Here is a 14,956-nt window from a genome sequence, read left to right on the forward strand (position 1 = left end):
CAGATGATGTTGCAGACGAAATCCATGACCATCAAAGCGATGGACGAGAGCGGCAAGGGGCTGGCCGAGCTGGCGACGCTGTCGGCGGTCGACAATGACGGCGACACCTATGATCGCGGCGCCTTCGCATGGAAGGCGGGCGGGCACCAGTGGGCGATGATGATGCCGGCGCACGATCGGCGGAAGATGCCGTTCGGCAAGGCGCGGGTCTATGAGGAGGGCGACACGGCCTTTGCCGAGCTGAACCTGAACCTGAAGACCGAAGCGGGGCGCGAGTGGCACCAGGCGCTGTTGTTCGACCTGGAGACGGGCGACCCGGTTCAGGAATGGTCCTATGGCTACAACATCGTCGACATGGACTATCGGGTGTCGGGCAACAGCCGGGTGCGCGTGCTGAAGAAGCTGGACGTCGACGAGGTGTCGCCGGTGCTGCGCGGCGCCGGCATCGGAACCCGCACGATCGCCATCAAGGGCGCGAAGCTGCGCGACGAGCATTTCGCGTCGCTGATCGGCGGGCTCGGCGAGATGGCGTCGGCGATCGACGAGGACCCGAACGCGGTATCGGCCTCTGGCCTCAAGCAGCTGCGCGAGATCCACGACGCGATCGGGCGTGTCTTCACCGGCGCCGATGGCGAGGTCGACGAGGCGGCGGTGAAAGAGGCGCTGGGCCGGGACACGGCGCTGTCGCATTTCCTCCAATATCGGCAGACGCTGCGGCGCTGATCGTCGGCCCCAGCGAAATTCGCTCCAGGAGCGTGTCAGGCGATGCCGAGGCCCTCGGCATCGCCTTTTTCATGCGCCAGCCTTCTTAGCGGCTTCTCAGCCCTCTTAGGGCGCTATTTCCACCCAGCGGCGCGGGGCGACCCGTGGGTGATCGGGAGCCTGTTGTCATCGGGCGCCGAGTTCGGTTACATCGGCGCGACCCCCCGCATCGTCTGTCCGCCGCTGCCCCGGAACATGTTCCGGGGCGAACGCCCGCCATCGCTGCTGCCACATGGGCCGGATTTTCCGACCACCCATAGGGAGCAGCATGCGATGACGGTGAAGAGTTTGACGCTGAAGGACGCCCGCGAAAAGGCGCAGACCCTTCAGGACAATCTGGGCAAGGTTTTTGCCGAGGCGAAGACCGACGACGGCCAGTATGATTACAACAAGGTCACCTATTTCGGCGCTGAGGTGAAAGGCTCGGTCTCCGTCGCCGAGAAGGTGAAGGCGATGAACGACGAGCTGGACGAGGTCATGGGCCATGTCGAGACGCTCGAAGCTGCCGACAATGCCGCCAAGGCCCATGCCGATCGCGGCAAGGCGCGCCGCGGCTTCGGCCTGCCGGGTGGCGGCGAGAAGGGCGGCGATCGCCCGCGGCTGATCAAGTCGCTCGGCGAACTGGTGTCCGACGACAAGCTCTACCTGGACTGGGCCGAGAAGGGCGCCAAGGGTCAGATCGACCTCGCCTATGACGACGTCTGGGCGACCGATCTGCTCGCGATGGCGACCAGCGGCAACACGATCGGCGCCAAGGCGCTGATGACGACGGCCGCGGGCTATGCGCCCGAGGCGGTTCGCCTGCCCGGTTTCGTCGAGCATACGACGCGGCCGATCGAGCTGATCGACATCCTTCCGACCTCGCGCACCGGCAATGCCCAGGTCACCTACATGGAGGAGACGACGCGCAACCACGGCGCGGTCGAAGTCGCCGAGGGCGGCGAATATGCCGAATCGGAGTTCGTCTTCACCGAAAAGTCGAGCCCGGTTCGCAAGATCGGCGACAGCCTGCCCGTCACCGACGAGCAGCTGGAAGACGTGCCGTTCATGGGCAGCTACATCAACGGCCGCCTGTCGTTCGGCTGCCGTCAGCGGCTCGATCGCCAGGCGCTGATCGGCGATGGCGCGGGTTCGAACCTTCGCGGCCTGAAGAATATCGTCGGTATCCAGGTGCAGGCGCGCGGCGGCGATCCGGTCCCCGACGTCTTCTATCGCATGATGACGAAAATCCGCATGAACGGGCAGGCGGTGCCGACGCACCACGTCATGCACCCGCTCGACTGGGAGGGTATCCGCCTGCTGCGCACGGCCGACGGCATCTATGTCTTTGGCAGCCCGAGCGAGGCCGGCCCCGATCGTCTGTGGGGCCTGCCGGTTGCGCAGAACTCGGCCGATGCCCAGGGCACGGGCTACACCGGGTCGTTCCAGCAGGCGTGGATCAGCCTTGTCGAGCGCCGCGGCGTCGACGTGCAGATCGGCTACGTCAACGACCAGTTCAAGAAGGGGCAGCGCACCGTGCGCGCCGACCTGCGGACTGCGCTCGTCGCCTTCCGCCCGCCCGCCTTCTGTCAGGGCACCGGGCTCGCCGGCTAATCGATCGCCTGCCGGGGTGCTTTGAGCTGGTCCCTTGATCCCCCGGCTTCGGCACCGGCTGGGCGCGCAACTCTCTCCCGCGCGCCCAGCCGGAAGCTTGAGGAGAATTTCCATGAAGATGCCTGGTTCCCAGCCGCGCGTGCGGACGTGTCAGATCGGCGAGGTCGCGCTTGGCGCCGACAACGCCATCCTGGGCGATGCCGCTATGGACGATGCCGATCCGACCGTGATCGACGCGTTCGCCGGCCAGCCGGACGTTCCGCGCAACCTGACGGTCAAGGGCAATGACGCCAACGTGAGCGGCGACGTCGAGATCGAAGGCACCAACGCCTTCGGCGAGCCGATCAGCGAGACGATCGCGCTCGCGGGCGCGGCGGTCGTTGCCGGCAGCAAGGCGTTCCGCACCGTCACCCAGGTCACCCTGCCGCCCTATGACACCGCCAACACCGAGCGCGTTCGCGTCGGGACCGGCGCGAAGCTGGGGCTGCCCGTCGCGCTCTCGCGCGACACGGTGATCGCCGCCTATCGCGACAATGCGCGCGAGGCGAACCATCCGACCGTCGCCGTCGACGAGGACGCGGTCGAGAGCAACACGGTCACCCTCGGCTCCGCGCTGAACGGCTCGGCCGTGATCGTCGACCTCTACGAAACGAACTGAGCCCTTCGACGGGCTCAGGGTGATCGGACAAGAAGGAGAGATTTCATGATTGCGAAGGAGCGTCTGTATCTGACAGCCGACAGCAAGCGGCTGGTCCGCGAAGGCGATCGGGCGGCGGCAAGCCTCTATGCCGCGAAGGGCGACGAAATCCCCGATAGCGCCGTTCAGCGGTTCGGGCTGAAGGACGGGACGATCGGCAAGGGCAATTCGCGCGCCCCCAACCAGAAGGAAGGCCTGCCCGGCCAGGATAAGGAAAAGGCGCCCGGCCCGGACAAGGAAAAGACGCCGGACGGCGACAAGGGCGGTGGCCGCGGCACCAAGGGCGCGGGCGGCGCCGGCGACGCGGGCACGGCGTCCGCGGCCGATGACCTGACGCGCGTCAAGTTCATCGGCGCCGCGTCGGTCAAGGCGCTGAGCGCTGCCGGCATCACCAGCTTCGCGCAGCTCGCGGCGATCGACCCGGCGAAGCCGCCGCAGGTCGAGGGCATGGGCGCGCGGGTCAACTGGAGCGGGATCGTCGCCTCGGCGATCGAACTGCACGAGGCGGAGCCCGGCAACGAGCTTGGCGGGGAAGGCGGGGCCGACGCCGGCGCGGGTCAGACAGGAGCCTGATCCATGCCGCTGCTCGACCGGGTCAAGGAACGGTGCGGGTCGGAGCTGTCCGATGCCGAGCTTCAGGCGATGATCGATGCGATCGTCGCCGAGCTGGACGCGCGCCTTGGCCCGGTCGGACCGGTCACGATCGAGCTGGGCGATCCCGACGATCCGCACAGCCGGTTCAACCGGACGCTGCGCGTCCTGCCGCCGATCGACGCGACCGCCGAGCTGACGATCGTCGAACTCGATCCCGGCAACAGCGGCGGCGCCGCGGCCGAGCTGGAGCTGGCACCGGGCGATTATCGCTTGCTGCACGGCGGGCGGACGCTTCAGCGGCTGACGGGCGGGCCGAACGGGCGCGGTTATTGGGCGCCGCTGGTGCGGCTGACCTACACTCCGCAGGGCGCCAGCCAGGCGCAGCGGGACGAGGCGGTCATCAAGCTGATGATGGTCGACCTGTCCTATCGCGGCGGGCTGAAGAGCGAGCGCGCCGGCGACTATTCGATCACGCTGAGCGGCGACCCGGTCGCCGATCGCGAGAGCATCATTGCCGGGCTGATCCCGGCGAGCGGGTTTCTGCTGGCTTAGAGAGAGAGACATGGACGAAGTGACCCGGAAGGTAGGCGACGCGATCGGCGCGGTGAAGACGATGCTCGACGCGATGGCGGCCGATCCGACCGTCGACAAGCGCGGGCTGGCCGTCACGCGAACCCAATTCGAAACCGCCTTCCTGTGGGCGGCCAACGCCGTGGGCGGCGAAGGCATTTTCGAGGGCTGAGCGATGAAGTGGCATGCCCCCAGCGAGCGGACACAGCTCATCCTGCTTTCGCCGGTGATCGCGGTCGCCGCGATCGCCGCCTTGTGGTTTCTGCCAATCGCCGGCCTCTTTTGGCTGGACGATAAATGGCGGGTCCGACAGGCCGCAAAGGGCTGGCATCCGTGGCTCGCGTGGCGCCCGGTCAAAGTCGGCGAGTGGTGGGCGAAGGACCGCCGCTGGGTCTGGCTGGAGACGGTCGAGCGCCGGGTTCGCAAATATGGCGACGGCTATGACTATCGGCTGCCGGGAGCCGAGGCATGACGCGCAGGCCCGGCATTCTTGAACAGGTTCGATCCGAAGCCTGGAGCGACGGGTTCGCGCAGGCGAACATGCTCGTCGACGACGACGCATGGTGGGCTGGGTGGACGGCGGCAGAGGCCGCGGCGCCCAGCCGGTTGGTCTGGTTCATCCTCGGCGCCGTGGCCGGCGTCCTGGCGATCGTCCTGGTCAACGGGGTGTGGGCATGAGCTTCCTTCGTGACATATTCGTCAACCTGGGCGCGGTGCTGCTCGGGGCGGCGCTGCTCTGGCTGGCGGCGTTCGCCGTCCAGGTCATTCGGGCGTTCCTGCGATGATCGGCCGTCGCCTCACGATGCGGGCGCATGTCGAGCGCAATGTCGCGGTGGGCAAGAACGGGTGGAACGCGCCCGCGGCGCCCGACTATCAGCCGCATGGCGTGCTGCCGTGCTTCGCCTGGGCGCCGAAGGCCGGCGTCGACGTCGTCGACAGCAAGAAGGTCGCGGTCCAGCAGGACGTGCGGATGATGATCGCGCTCGGCGCCGAGCTGCTGCCCGGCGACCGGGTCGCGCAGATCACGAACGCGAAGGGGGACGCGGTGCTGTTCCGCGGGCCGCTACGCATCGAGGGCGAGATCGACTTCAAGCATAATCACCGCGAAGTCGCGCTGGTGAGGGTCGGCTGATGCAGATCGGCGTGATCCAGGGGGCGACGCGCATCGTCGGCAAGTCGCAGGGCTATAACGGCCTGCCGATCCGCGACGAGGCGATCCATTGCACGGTGAACGGGCCGGACACGCCCGCGATGGTGACCGCGTGGCTGCCGACGCCCGCCGAGCTGGCGGCGCTGAACGCCGGCGCCGCCGTGCATGTCCGCATCCTCGGCCGCACCCCGCCGCCGATGGCGGTCGAGGTCGGGCCGGTCCCGTCGATCGACGATCGCGAGAGCCTGGACGGGCGGGAGGCGGATCGTGCCTAGCAAGAGCCTGACCTGGAACGGCGAGGCGGTGTCGGCCGCGTGGAAGGAGGCGCAGATCAAGGGCGTCAACGCGGCGATGGGCGCGGCGGTCAATCATGCCAAGCGCAACCACCCGTGGAAGAACCGCACCGGCATATTGGAGGGCGCGATCAACGTCACCGATCCGGCGCGGCCGATCGCGACGGGGGTGGAGGGCGTGTGGGGCGTCAACGACGCGGTCCAGGCGCGGATACTGGAGGTCGGCGGCGTGATCACGGCGAAGAACGCCGCGGCGCTCGCCATCCCGCTGCCGGGCGGCGGCGTGGTGCTGCGCAAGTCGGTGACGATCCCGGCCTATCCCTATCTGCGGCCCGCGGCCGACGCGGTCTATCCGTCGCTCGCGATGCGTATCCAGAAGGCGCACGCCAAGATCGGCGGGGGAGCGAGCGATGACTGAGGCCGATCCGATCGGCGCGCTCGTCGCGTGGCTGCTCGCCGACGGGCCGACCACGGCGCTGACCGGCGAGGACGTCTTCGGCGGGTCGCTGGAGGGCGACATATTGGATCGCGGGCCGAAGAGCGCGCTGGTTGTCGCGCCTTCGGGCGGCGTGTCGATGACGGCGCGGAGCAAGGCCGAGTTCGACACGGCCCGGATCGACCTGATCGCCTATGGCGCGACGAAGGCCGATGCCGACACGCTGATCCGCACGGCGGCGCCGCGGCTGTGGCTGATCGACCGGCAGGTGATCGCCGGCACGCTGATCCATTGGGTGAACCGCGCGGGCGGGTCGGGCGACGCGCGCGACAGCGACACGCAATGGCCGCAGGCGTTCCGGTCCTTTCAAGTTCTCTATTCGCTGAGGCCGGTCGCCTGACCGTGTGCCGGCCCGCCTCTCTGACCCCCGTTTTGACAAGGAGTTGAACCATGGAGCCTTATGAAATCGTCAGCGGCCCGCTGACCCTTTACCTCGCGCCGGTCGGCACGGCCTTTCCCCTGATCGACGCGGCGCCCGCCGCCGAGTGGAAGATGGTCGGCACGTCCGGCGACAAGAATTATTCCGACGACGGCGTCAGCGTCCAGCACAGCCAGTCGATCAACAAGGTCCGTCCCGCGGGATCGGTCGGCGCGCGCAAGGCGCTGCGCACCGAAGAGGACATGATGGTCACGGTGACGCTGTGGGACAACACGCTGGAGCAATATGCGCTGGCGCTGAGCGGCGTGGACCCGGCGGCGACGGCGGCCGGCGTCGGGACGGCGGGGTTCAAGAAGATCGGCCTGTCGCGCGGCGAGGAGGTCAAGCAATATGCGCTGCTGGCGCGCGGCAAGTCGGCTTATGACGAAAAATACGCGGCGCAATATGAGGTCCCGCGCTGCTATCAGGCGGCGAGCCCGACCGTTCTCTACAACAAGGGCGTGCCCGCGGGCATCGAGCTGAACTTCGATGCGCTCGAAGACCTCGCGGCGGCGATTGAAACCGAGCTGTTCGGCCGCCTGATCATGCAGACGGCCGACGCGCTGCCCGAGGGCTGACGCGTCGATGCGTCCGATCGGCGATCTGCGCGCGCGGGCGGATGCGGTCAGCCGCAAGCTTCGCGCCCACAAAAAGGCGGTGCGCGACCATCGGCGCGCCGCCCAGGACGCCGCGACCGAGCTGGCCGAGATCAAGGCCGAATGCGCGCGCCGCGGCATCGCCCTGGTGCTCGCCCCGGAAGGCGTTCCGGGGCGAGGCGCCCCCACAGGCCGGGCATAGCCCGGCCCGCCCCCTCCCTCTTCCCGGCGTAGGAAAATTCATGGCCGAAAAAGTGCTGCTAGATCTCAACACACTTATTCAGCGCCCCGCGATCGACGTCGACGGGACGCGATACGAGCTGTTCAGCGTCGACGAGCTGTCGGTTCTCGCCTCGCACCGCTTCAGCGTCTGGGCGCGGCGGATCGAGGCGATCGAGGCCGGGACCGACGAGGAGGAGGCCGCGGAGCTGGCCGTCCTGGTCGACAAGGTCGCGCAGGCGGCGCTGGTCGATATGCCCGCGGCGGTGTTCGAGACGCTGAGCGGTGCGCAGCGCCGCGAGATCGCCAATGTTTTTATCGCGCTCCTGCTGCGCAAGCAGCTCGCGGCAGTGGGAGCGATCACGCGGGCGATGGGCGTCCAGCCGACTGGGGCGACGTCCTCCCCCGGCTCCAGCGATATTACGGCGGCGACGCCCGATGGTGGCTGGCTGAAGCGCCTGCTTCGCTGGTGCGGGCTTATCTGACCATGATGCCGCGGCTGAAGGCCGAGGAGCAGCTGGCGCGGATCGACGCGACGGCGCTGGCGATGGGTCATTACGACAAGGGCACGGTGCGGCAGAAGATGCGCAGCCTGCGCGACGCCGCGATGGGCGACCGTCGCCGGGTCAAGGTGAAGGCAAGCCCGGCGCAGCTCGGCATGGTCGGCATCGGGGTGAGAATGTTGCCGGCGCCCGATAAGAAGGCGGTGAGCGATGGCTGAGCTGACAGGGCCGATCGAGCTGAAGCTTGTCGTCGATGGTCCCGGCGCGATCGTGCGATCACTTCTTTCGGTATGTGAGGTGCTTGCTGCCTCGCGTGCTGCGCGCGAGACCCTCGCCGATTGCTTCCCGGACTTTCCCGACGCCGGCATCGATCGCGGCCTTGCGCATCTGATCCTTGACCGCCTCGATCTGTTCGGCGGTGAGCCGATCCTCGACACGGCAGGCGGGGCAGTGAAATGCATCCTCCAGCCGAGCGACCGATATCGCATGTTCGTGGCCGCACTCGCAGCGGACGGGCAGTTCGCCGCTGATCCTGATTTCCATGGGTGGCCGATCCTTTCTGTCGCGACTCGCAAGGCGACAGTGACCGAGGTCGCCGGGGATGCAAGCCCCGGCGACGAAGGCGCCGATAAGGAGCCTCTCAGCGATGGCTGAAGCACTCGGCGAAGCCCTGCTTTATCTGCGCACCGACGATCGCGGGCTCGATGCCGGGATCGCGAAGGCGAAGGGGAAGAGCGATCAGCTCGGCGTGGCGTTCGACACCACGTCGGGCAAGGCCGATCAGCTCGGCCAGTCGATGGACCGGGCCGGCGCGAGCGCGGAGCGGTTCGGCAACAGCCAGGCGGCGGTTTCCAAAATGTCGAACGCGCAGCGCGCCGGCATGCAGCAGCTGTCGATGCAGATCAGCGACGTCGCGACGATGTATTCGCTGGGCGCGCGGCCGATGCAGATATTCGCGTCGCAGATCGGGCAGATCACGCAGGCGGTGCAGCGCGCGTCGGGCGGGACAAGCAAGTTCGCGGCGTTCATGGGCAGCCCGTGGACGATGGCGATGAGCACGGCCGCGATCGTGCTGGTGCCGCTGATCGGCAATCTGCTCGATAGCGAGGACGCGGCCGACAAGGCGGGCAAGGCGAACCAGACCTGGACGGATAAGCTCGACGCCAGCAAACATAGCATCGACGAGGTTCGCGCCGCGCTGCGCGAATATAATGCCGAGCAGAAGAAGGCGAACGAAACGACGCTGGAGGCGGCCGCGGCGGCCTCTGCGGCGGCCGCTGCCAAGCTGAAGGAGGCCCTTGCGCTCCGGCAGGCCCTGGCGGCGCAGCTCGCGTCGATCAACGAGGACACGCTGAGCGCGCGCGGGGCGGGCGGCGAAGGCGCGGGCACGGCGATGGCCGCTGGCCGCAGTGTCATGCAATCGCGGATCGCGGAGAATGAAGCCGCTATCACCGAACTCACGCAGCAGGCGCGCGATGCCGCGTCGAGCGTCGCCGAGGAAATGGCGAAGCTCGAAACCGACACGACGGCCAAGATCAAGTTCGAGGCCGAACAGCGACGCAAAGCCGTTCGCGACGAGATCGCCACCTACGACGAGAAGCTGAAGAAGCTCAAAGAGATCAACCGCTGGGAGAAATCGGAGACCGAAAAGGCCAACGCGGCGAAGCGGAGCGGCGGCGCCTCGGGCGCCGCCTCGCGCGCGGCCAGCGTCGGGGACATGACGGCGCTGATCAAGATGCTGTTCGGCGCCGGGTCGCAGATCACGTCGACGACGGGCGGCAGGCACGTCAAGGGCAGCGACCATTATGCCGGGCGGGCGATCGACTTCATCCCCGAGGGCGGCATGGGCCGATATTCGACGGCCGAGGTCCAGAAGATTTTGGAGGACGCCGGCGTTTCGATCCGGCGCAATGCCAAGGGCACCCAGCAGCTGTTCGGGCCGGGCCGATCGGCGAGCAGCCAGGGCGACCATGACGATCATTTCCATTTCGCCTGGTCGGGCAGCGCCTCCCCCGAGGAAGCGCAGCGCCGCGCCGCGCAGGCGGCGGAGCGCGCCGCGCGCGCGGCCGAGCAGGAAGAGCGCCGCAAGGAACGCTATAGCCGCGATCTTGCCGGTCTTCAGGACGCGCAGGCCGACCTTCAGGCGCAGCTCGGCCAGACGGCCGAGGAACGCTATCAGCTCGAACGCCAGGGGCTGGAAATCGCGACCGCCGAACATAAGCGGCGGATCGACGCGAACTCGGACTATGACGACGCCGAGAAGGCGACGCTGCGCGCAGAGCTGGAGAAGAAGGCGAGCCTTGAACGCGAGTTGCTCGACCGGCGCCGCCGCGAGGAACTGGCGAAGCAGGCGCTGCAAATCGCCCAGGCGATGAACGCCAGCGAAGCCGAGCTGCTCGACAAGCAAATGAGGCTGGCCGAAACGCGCGAGGGGCGCCGTGCGATCGACCAGCAGTTGCTCGATATCGCGTATCGTGACCGCAAGGCGGCGCTCGAAGCGCGGATCAACGATACGACCGCGAGCGACGGCGACCGATGGTCGGCCTTCGTCGATCTTTCCAATCTCGAAAAGAGCCGCGCGCTCGACCAGGAGCAGCTCAACCGCAACTACGAAAGCCCGCTCGAGCGCTATCGCCGCGAGGTGGCCGGCGTCGGCAACAACATCAACGACGAACTGGAAAGCGTCGCCGTCAACGGACTCGACCGGCTGAGCGACGGTCTCACCGATGTCATCATGGGCGCAAAGTCGCTCGGGGACATGTTCAAGCAAGTCGCGAAGCAGATCATCGCCGAGCTGCTGCGCATCGCGATCCAGCAGATGGTGATCATGCCGCTGCTCAATGCACTCGGCGGCGGCGGTGGCGGCGGCTTCGGCGGTGGAGGCGGCGGCGGTGGCGGTCTGCTGTCTTCGGTCTTCGCCGGCATGTTCGCCGATGGCGGACTGATCCCCAACGGCAGCTTTGGCATCGTCGGCGAGGCTGGACCCGAGCCGGTGTTCGCGACGCCGGGCGGGGTGGGCGTCATGCCCAATTCGGCGTTGCGCAAGATGGGCGGCGGGGGCGAGGCCGGGCCGATGTATTTCGACCTGCGCGGCGCGGTGATGACCGCAGATTTGCTGCGCCAGATGAACGCCATGTCGCAGGCGAACGTGCGCAGCGGCCTTGCCGAATATGACCGCGGGGTCGGCGCGCGCGTCCAGGACAATATGGCGAGGCGCGGCTGATGGTCGGGCAGCCCGAAATCTTCGACTGGCCGGCGACCTTGTCGCCGACCGACATTTCGATCCGCGCGCCGAGCAAGACGGTAGGGCTAACGACGAGCGTCAACGAGTCGGTGCAGGCGGTGCCGTCGATCCGCCCGCCGTTCCGCATGACGCTGGAGTTCGAGACGTTGTTCGGTCCCGAGGTCCTCGCGTGGCGGGCGATGATCGCGTCGCTCGAAGGGCGCGCGAACCGGCTGCGCATCCCGCTGTTCGACATGTGGTTCGCGGCGAGGGACCGGCAGATCGCGGCGGGCCTTGCCCCGCATTCGGACGGGACCGGCTTTTCGGACGGCGCGCTCTATGCGACCAGCGATGTCGAGGGAGTGACGGTGACGGGCGTCCAGGGGCAGCGGACCATCACGGCCGACTTTTCCGGCTATGCCGGCGCCGATCTCGACGCGCTGCTCCAGGCGGGCCTCTATTTCGGGCTGCACGATCAACCCTATATCGCGACGGCGGTCGCCTGGGCGGACAGCGTCGCGACGATCCGCTGCTCGCCGACGCTGCGGATCGACTATGTCGACCAGCCCCTGCGGCTGCGCCCGGTGATGATCGCGGGGCTGACCGACGACGAGGGCGGCGAGCTGACCCTGAAGCGCGGGCGCTGGGGCGGGCCGACGCTGGAGCTTGTGGAGAGGTTCGATGGACCTCTTCCCTGAGACGATCGCGACCGCGCTGGGCGGCGGCAAGGTCGAATGCGCGAACCTTGTCCATTTCGATTTCACCACCCAGCCGATGGGGGTGTGGAACGGCGAAGGCGAGCTGCGCACCAACGACGATCGGCGCTGGTCGGGGCTGGGCGGCTGGGGCGGGATGAGCGGCGTCGAGCAAGCGGTCAACGGCGAGGCGCCCGAGGCGGCGTTCACCCTGTCGGGGGTCGATGCCGACGTGCTGCGGCTGTCGCGCGAGGAGTTCGAGCCCGAATGCAAGGGCCGGCTGGTGCGGGTGCTAATCCAGTTCTTCGGCGTCGACGATCCCGCCGATCCGGGAAACCAGCGCCCGCTCGACCTGCCCTATCCGATCTGGGCGGGGCGCATCCTGGCGCCGACTTTCACGATCGACGCCGAGAATGGCGAGCGGTCGGTGACGCTGTCGGCCGAGAGCCTGTTCTCGCTGCGGTCGCGGCCGCGCTACGCCATGTATACCGACCGCGACCAGCAGCGCCGCTTTCCCGGCGACAAGGGGTTCGAGTTCGTCGGGGCGATCGTCAACAAGGTGCTGACATGGCCGGACTATTGAACAGCTTCGATCTGAGCGGCGCCGTGCGGCCGTCCGACCTGGAGCGCATGATGCGCCAGTCGGACGCGCAGGCTGCCGGCATCGATGCCGTCGCGGCCGAGCTGCACCGCTGGGCGGCCGAGCCGTTCGACCTCGCGCTCGCCAATTGCGGGCTGAGCGTGCTGGCCTATGTGGCGCGGGTGAAAGGCCGGCTAGTGCCGATGTGGCTGCGGGCGTTCGGCCGAATCGGCGCGGGGCGGCTGATGCGCAGCGACGCGCTGTTCCAGACGGTCGCCGATCGCGCGCTCGCCGAGATGGGATGCGCGCGAACCCTCGCGCCGCGGCGCGGCGACGTGGCGCTCGTCCGGCTGCCCGGATCGGGGCTGACAGCGTGCATCTGCTCGCGGAGCGCGTCGAGCCGGATGCCGGCGATGTGGGCGGCACGCGGCGACCGCGCGGCGGTGATCGCGGCCGGCGAACTTGTCCAGGCGTGGAGGGTCGCATGCCGCAAGCGCTGATAGGGTTTCTGGTTCAGATCGGGCTGTCGCAACTCGCGGCGACGCTGGTCGCCACGGTGGTGACGATCGGCGCGTCGATGCTGCTCAACGCGCTGTTCGGCCCGTCGCGGCCGAAGCCGAGCGACCAGCAGCAGAATATCCGCGTCGCGGTCGGGTCGCGGAAGCGGCATTACGGCATCGTCTGCACGGGCGGCCAGGAGACGTTTTACGAGAGCCGAAACGGGACGATCGCGAAGGTGGTGACGCTGGGGACCGGCGAAGAGGACCAAATCCTGGAGCATAAGATCAACGACCAGAAGGTCACCGTCGTCGGCGGGACGATCACCGACGCCAAGTTCCGCGGGGCGGTGCACATCTACACGCGGTCGGGGACCGACGATCAGACGGCGATCGCCGAGCTGACGGCGAAATTTCCCGAGTGGACGGCCGACCATCGCCAGCGCGGCTGCGCGCATGCGGCGATCATCGGCGACCCGGTGAAGCAGAAATATTTCGGCGAGGTCTATAACGGCCAAATCCCCCAATACACCCAGACGCGGAAGGCGGCGAAGCTCTACGACCCGCGCAAGGACAGCACGATGGTGATCGGGTAATGGCGGGCGATCCCATCTATGGCGACGGCCCGCACCGGATCGCCGACAAGGCGACGCGCGAGTGGAGCGACAATGCCGGACTGGTGATCGGCGACTATGCCGCGCACCCCGACGGCTATGGCCTCGGCTATGAGAATGTGAACTGGGCGTCGATCGCGCGCGAGGCGGATTTCAGCGACCTGCCGGAGACGACGGTGACCGGCGAGACGATCGCGCGGTGGCGGCTCTGGGGCAGCTACAGCCTCGCCAGCGAGGAGCGGCGGCAGGTGATGGCGGACATGCTGAAGGCGTGCGACGGCCATATCTGGCAGGACGCCGACTGGAAATTCAACCTGATGACGGGGCGCTATGAAGAGCCGACCGTCGTCATCACCGACGACCATATCCTGTCGATGACCGCGAAGCGCGGGCCGAACGCACGGCACGCGGTGAGCGCGGTCAAGATGATCTATACCGAGGCGGCGATCGGATATCGCGAGCAGGAGAGCGCGACGGTCGCCGATCCCGACGCCGAGGACGATCCCAACACCGACCCCCAGTCGATCGAGGTCCTCTTTGCCCCGCATCACAACCAGGCGTCGCGGCTCGGCAAGATCAACCTCGCCCGCCTGGGCGACCGCTGGCACCTGTCGGGGGCGCTCAACCTGTTCGGGCTCAACCTGATCGGCAAGCGCTTTTGCCGGGTGCGGTCGGACCAGCTCGGCATCGACGCGGTGTTCCTGGTCGGGCCGCTGCGGCTGGAGCTGGATCAGCAGCGCGTGCTTCCCCAGGCGCTCGACGAGGTCCGGGCCGAGGATTGGGCGTTCGACGCCGAGCTGGAGGAAGGCGTGCCGCCGCTGGCGCCCGACATGACGCCGAGCGTTCCCACGGTCCCGCCCCCGACCGACCTCGTCCTGTCGGCCGTGCCGATCGCGCTCGGCGAGACGAACGGCGTGGCGATCGGCGCGAGCTGGGCGAGCCCGCGTCCCGACCTGGGCTTTCGGGCACAGTATCGACCCGCGGCGGGCGGCGACTGGGTAACGATGGCGGTCGACGAGGACGAGCTGACGGCGCGCAGCGGCCCGGTGGACAGCGGGGTCGAATATCAGGTGCAGGTGTGGGCCATCACGGTCGGCTATCGCGAGAGCGCGGCCGTCAGCGACACCATCACCCCCGAGGCGACGAACACGCTGGGACCGCCAACCGAGCTGGCGGCCGAGGGCGGCACCGGCGAGGCCGAGATCAGCTTTCGGATGCCGACGCAATCGAGCCTTGCCTATGCGCGCCTTTATGGCAGCGGCACGGACGATTTCGGGACGGCGGTGCAGGTCGGCCCCGATCAGGTCGCCGGTCTGGGCGCGATCGTCACGATCACCGAAACCAGCCTGTCCGCAGGCACCCGATATTATTGGGCCCGCGCCTTCAAGGCGGGGAGCGGCATGTCCGCGCTCGCCGGGTCGGTGTCGGCCGTCATCAGCTGACGAGGAAGACGACA

The 14,956-nt window shown here is 68.1% G+C and carries 23 protein-coding genes; all 23 read left to right on the plus strand.

Annotated features, from left to right (window positions below; translation table 11 throughout):
• Positions 1 to 24 precede the first annotated feature (24 nt).
• Positions 25 to 723 carry a hypothetical protein gene (locus CD928_RS17535; protein ID WP_141237194.1) on the plus strand — a complete coding sequence of 233 codons (699 nt, stop codon included), beginning with the start codon at positions 25 to 27 and terminating at the stop codon, positions 721 to 723.
• Positions 724 to 1,035: 312 nt separating this feature from the next.
• Entirely contained in the window at positions 1,036 to 2,355 is a 1,320-nt protein-coding gene (locus CD928_RS17540) for a phage major capsid protein (RefSeq protein ID WP_095388387.1), read from the plus strand.
• A gap of 112 nt (positions 2,356 to 2,467) precedes the next feature.
• Positions 2,468 to 3,013: a hypothetical protein gene (locus CD928_RS17545; RefSeq protein ID WP_095388388.1), complete on the plus strand. Its 546-nt coding sequence runs from the start codon at positions 2,468 to 2,470 to the stop codon at positions 3,011 to 3,013.
• Between the two features lie 45 nt (positions 3,014 to 3,058).
• Entirely contained in the window at positions 3,059 to 3,625 is a 567-nt protein-coding gene (locus tag CD928_RS17550) for a hypothetical protein (RefSeq protein WP_095388389.1), read from the plus strand.
• Between the two features lie 3 nt (positions 3,626 to 3,628).
• A complete protein-coding gene (locus CD928_RS17555; RefSeq protein ID WP_095388390.1) occupies positions 3,629 to 4,198 on the plus strand; it encodes a hypothetical protein in 570 nt (189 codons plus the stop codon).
• 10 nt (positions 4,199 to 4,208) lie between these two features.
• The gene (locus tag CD928_RS17560; protein ID WP_095388391.1) at positions 4,209 to 4,388 is read left to right on the plus strand and encodes a hypothetical protein; all 180 of its coding nucleotides are present in this window, start codon (positions 4,209 to 4,211) and stop codon (positions 4,386 to 4,388) included.
• Positions 4,389 to 4,391: 3 nt separating this feature from the next.
• Positions 4,392 to 4,688 carry a hypothetical protein gene (locus CD928_RS17565; protein ID WP_095388392.1) on the plus strand — a complete coding sequence of 99 codons (297 nt, stop codon included), beginning with the start codon at positions 4,392 to 4,394 and terminating at the stop codon, positions 4,686 to 4,688.
• Positions 4,685 to 4,894 carry a hypothetical protein gene (locus CD928_RS17570; RefSeq protein WP_095388393.1) on the plus strand — a complete coding sequence of 70 codons (210 nt, stop codon included), beginning with the start codon at positions 4,685 to 4,687 and terminating at the stop codon, positions 4,892 to 4,894. Before CD928_RS17565 ends, CD928_RS17570 begins: the two co-directional genes overlap by 4 nt.
• Before the next feature lie 103 nt (positions 4,895 to 4,997).
• Positions 4,998 to 5,348 (plus strand): hypothetical protein, encoded by a 351-nt coding sequence (locus tag CD928_RS17575; protein ID WP_095388394.1) that lies wholly within the window; start codon positions 4,998 to 5,000, stop codon positions 5,346 to 5,348.
• The gene (locus CD928_RS17580; RefSeq protein ID WP_095388395.1) at positions 5,348 to 5,641 is read left to right on the plus strand and encodes a hypothetical protein; all 294 of its coding nucleotides are present in this window, start codon (positions 5,348 to 5,350) and stop codon (positions 5,639 to 5,641) included. Before CD928_RS17575 ends, CD928_RS17580 begins: the two co-directional genes overlap by 1 nt.
• A complete protein-coding gene (locus CD928_RS17585) occupies positions 5,634 to 6,077 on the plus strand; it encodes a hypothetical protein (RefSeq protein WP_217983784.1) in 444 nt (147 codons plus the stop codon). The genes CD928_RS17580 and CD928_RS17585 overlap by 8 nt, the downstream gene beginning before the upstream one ends.
• Positions 6,070 to 6,495 (plus strand): DUF3168 domain-containing protein, encoded by a 426-nt coding sequence (locus tag CD928_RS17590; protein WP_095388396.1) that lies wholly within the window; start codon positions 6,070 to 6,072, stop codon positions 6,493 to 6,495. The genes CD928_RS17585 and CD928_RS17590 overlap by 8 nt, the downstream gene beginning before the upstream one ends.
• Before the next feature lie 50 nt (positions 6,496 to 6,545).
• Positions 6,546 to 7,151: a hypothetical protein gene (locus CD928_RS17595; RefSeq protein WP_095388397.1), complete on the plus strand. Its 606-nt coding sequence runs from the start codon at positions 6,546 to 6,548 to the stop codon at positions 7,149 to 7,151.
• Between the two features lie 7 nt (positions 7,152 to 7,158).
• The gene (locus CD928_RS17600; protein WP_095388398.1) at positions 7,159 to 7,371 is read left to right on the plus strand and encodes a hypothetical protein; all 213 of its coding nucleotides are present in this window, start codon (positions 7,159 to 7,161) and stop codon (positions 7,369 to 7,371) included.
• Positions 7,372 to 7,411: 40 nt separating this feature from the next.
• Positions 7,412 to 7,873 (plus strand): hypothetical protein, encoded by a 462-nt coding sequence (locus tag CD928_RS17605; protein ID WP_095388399.1) that lies wholly within the window; start codon positions 7,412 to 7,414, stop codon positions 7,871 to 7,873.
• A gap of 2 nt (positions 7,874 to 7,875) precedes the next feature.
• Positions 7,876 to 8,109, plus strand: a complete 234-nt coding sequence (locus CD928_RS17610) for a hypothetical protein (RefSeq protein ID WP_095388400.1) — start codon at positions 7,876 to 7,878, stop codon at positions 8,107 to 8,109.
• Positions 8,102 to 8,545 (plus strand): hypothetical protein, encoded by a 444-nt coding sequence (locus CD928_RS17615; protein WP_095388401.1) that lies wholly within the window; start codon positions 8,102 to 8,104, stop codon positions 8,543 to 8,545. Before CD928_RS17610 ends, CD928_RS17615 begins: the two co-directional genes overlap by 8 nt.
• A complete protein-coding gene (locus tag CD928_RS17620; RefSeq protein WP_095388402.1) occupies positions 8,538 to 11,114 on the plus strand; it encodes a hypothetical protein in 2,577 nt (858 codons plus the stop codon). The genes CD928_RS17615 and CD928_RS17620 overlap by 8 nt, the downstream gene beginning before the upstream one ends.
• A complete protein-coding gene (locus tag CD928_RS17625) occupies positions 11,114 to 11,812 on the plus strand; it encodes a hypothetical protein (protein ID WP_095388403.1) in 699 nt (232 codons plus the stop codon). The genes CD928_RS17620 and CD928_RS17625 overlap by 1 nt, the downstream gene beginning before the upstream one ends.
• Complete coding sequence (locus tag CD928_RS17630; RefSeq protein ID WP_095388404.1) at positions 11,796 to 12,392, plus strand: hypothetical protein; 597 nt, start codon at positions 11,796 to 11,798, stop codon at positions 12,390 to 12,392. Before CD928_RS17625 ends, CD928_RS17630 begins: the two co-directional genes overlap by 17 nt.
• Entirely contained in the window at positions 12,377 to 12,889 is a 513-nt protein-coding gene (locus CD928_RS17635) for a hypothetical protein (RefSeq protein ID WP_141237195.1), read from the plus strand. Before CD928_RS17630 ends, CD928_RS17635 begins: the two co-directional genes overlap by 16 nt.
• On the plus strand, positions 12,874 to 13,482 hold the full coding sequence (locus tag CD928_RS17640) for a hypothetical protein (protein ID WP_095388406.1): 609 nt from the start codon (positions 12,874 to 12,876) through the stop codon (positions 13,480 to 13,482). Before CD928_RS17635 ends, CD928_RS17640 begins: the two co-directional genes overlap by 16 nt.
• Positions 13,482 to 14,942 (plus strand): hypothetical protein, encoded by a 1,461-nt coding sequence (locus tag CD928_RS17645; protein ID WP_095388407.1) that lies wholly within the window; start codon positions 13,482 to 13,484, stop codon positions 14,940 to 14,942. Before CD928_RS17640 ends, CD928_RS17645 begins: the two co-directional genes overlap by 1 nt.
• The last annotated feature ends 14 nt before the right edge of the window (positions 14,943 to 14,956 follow it).

Origin of the sequence: Sphingopyxis sp. GW247-27LB (assembly GCF_002277025.1) — a bacterium.
GTDB lineage: Bacteria > Pseudomonadota > Alphaproteobacteria > Sphingomonadales > Sphingomonadaceae > Sphingopyxis.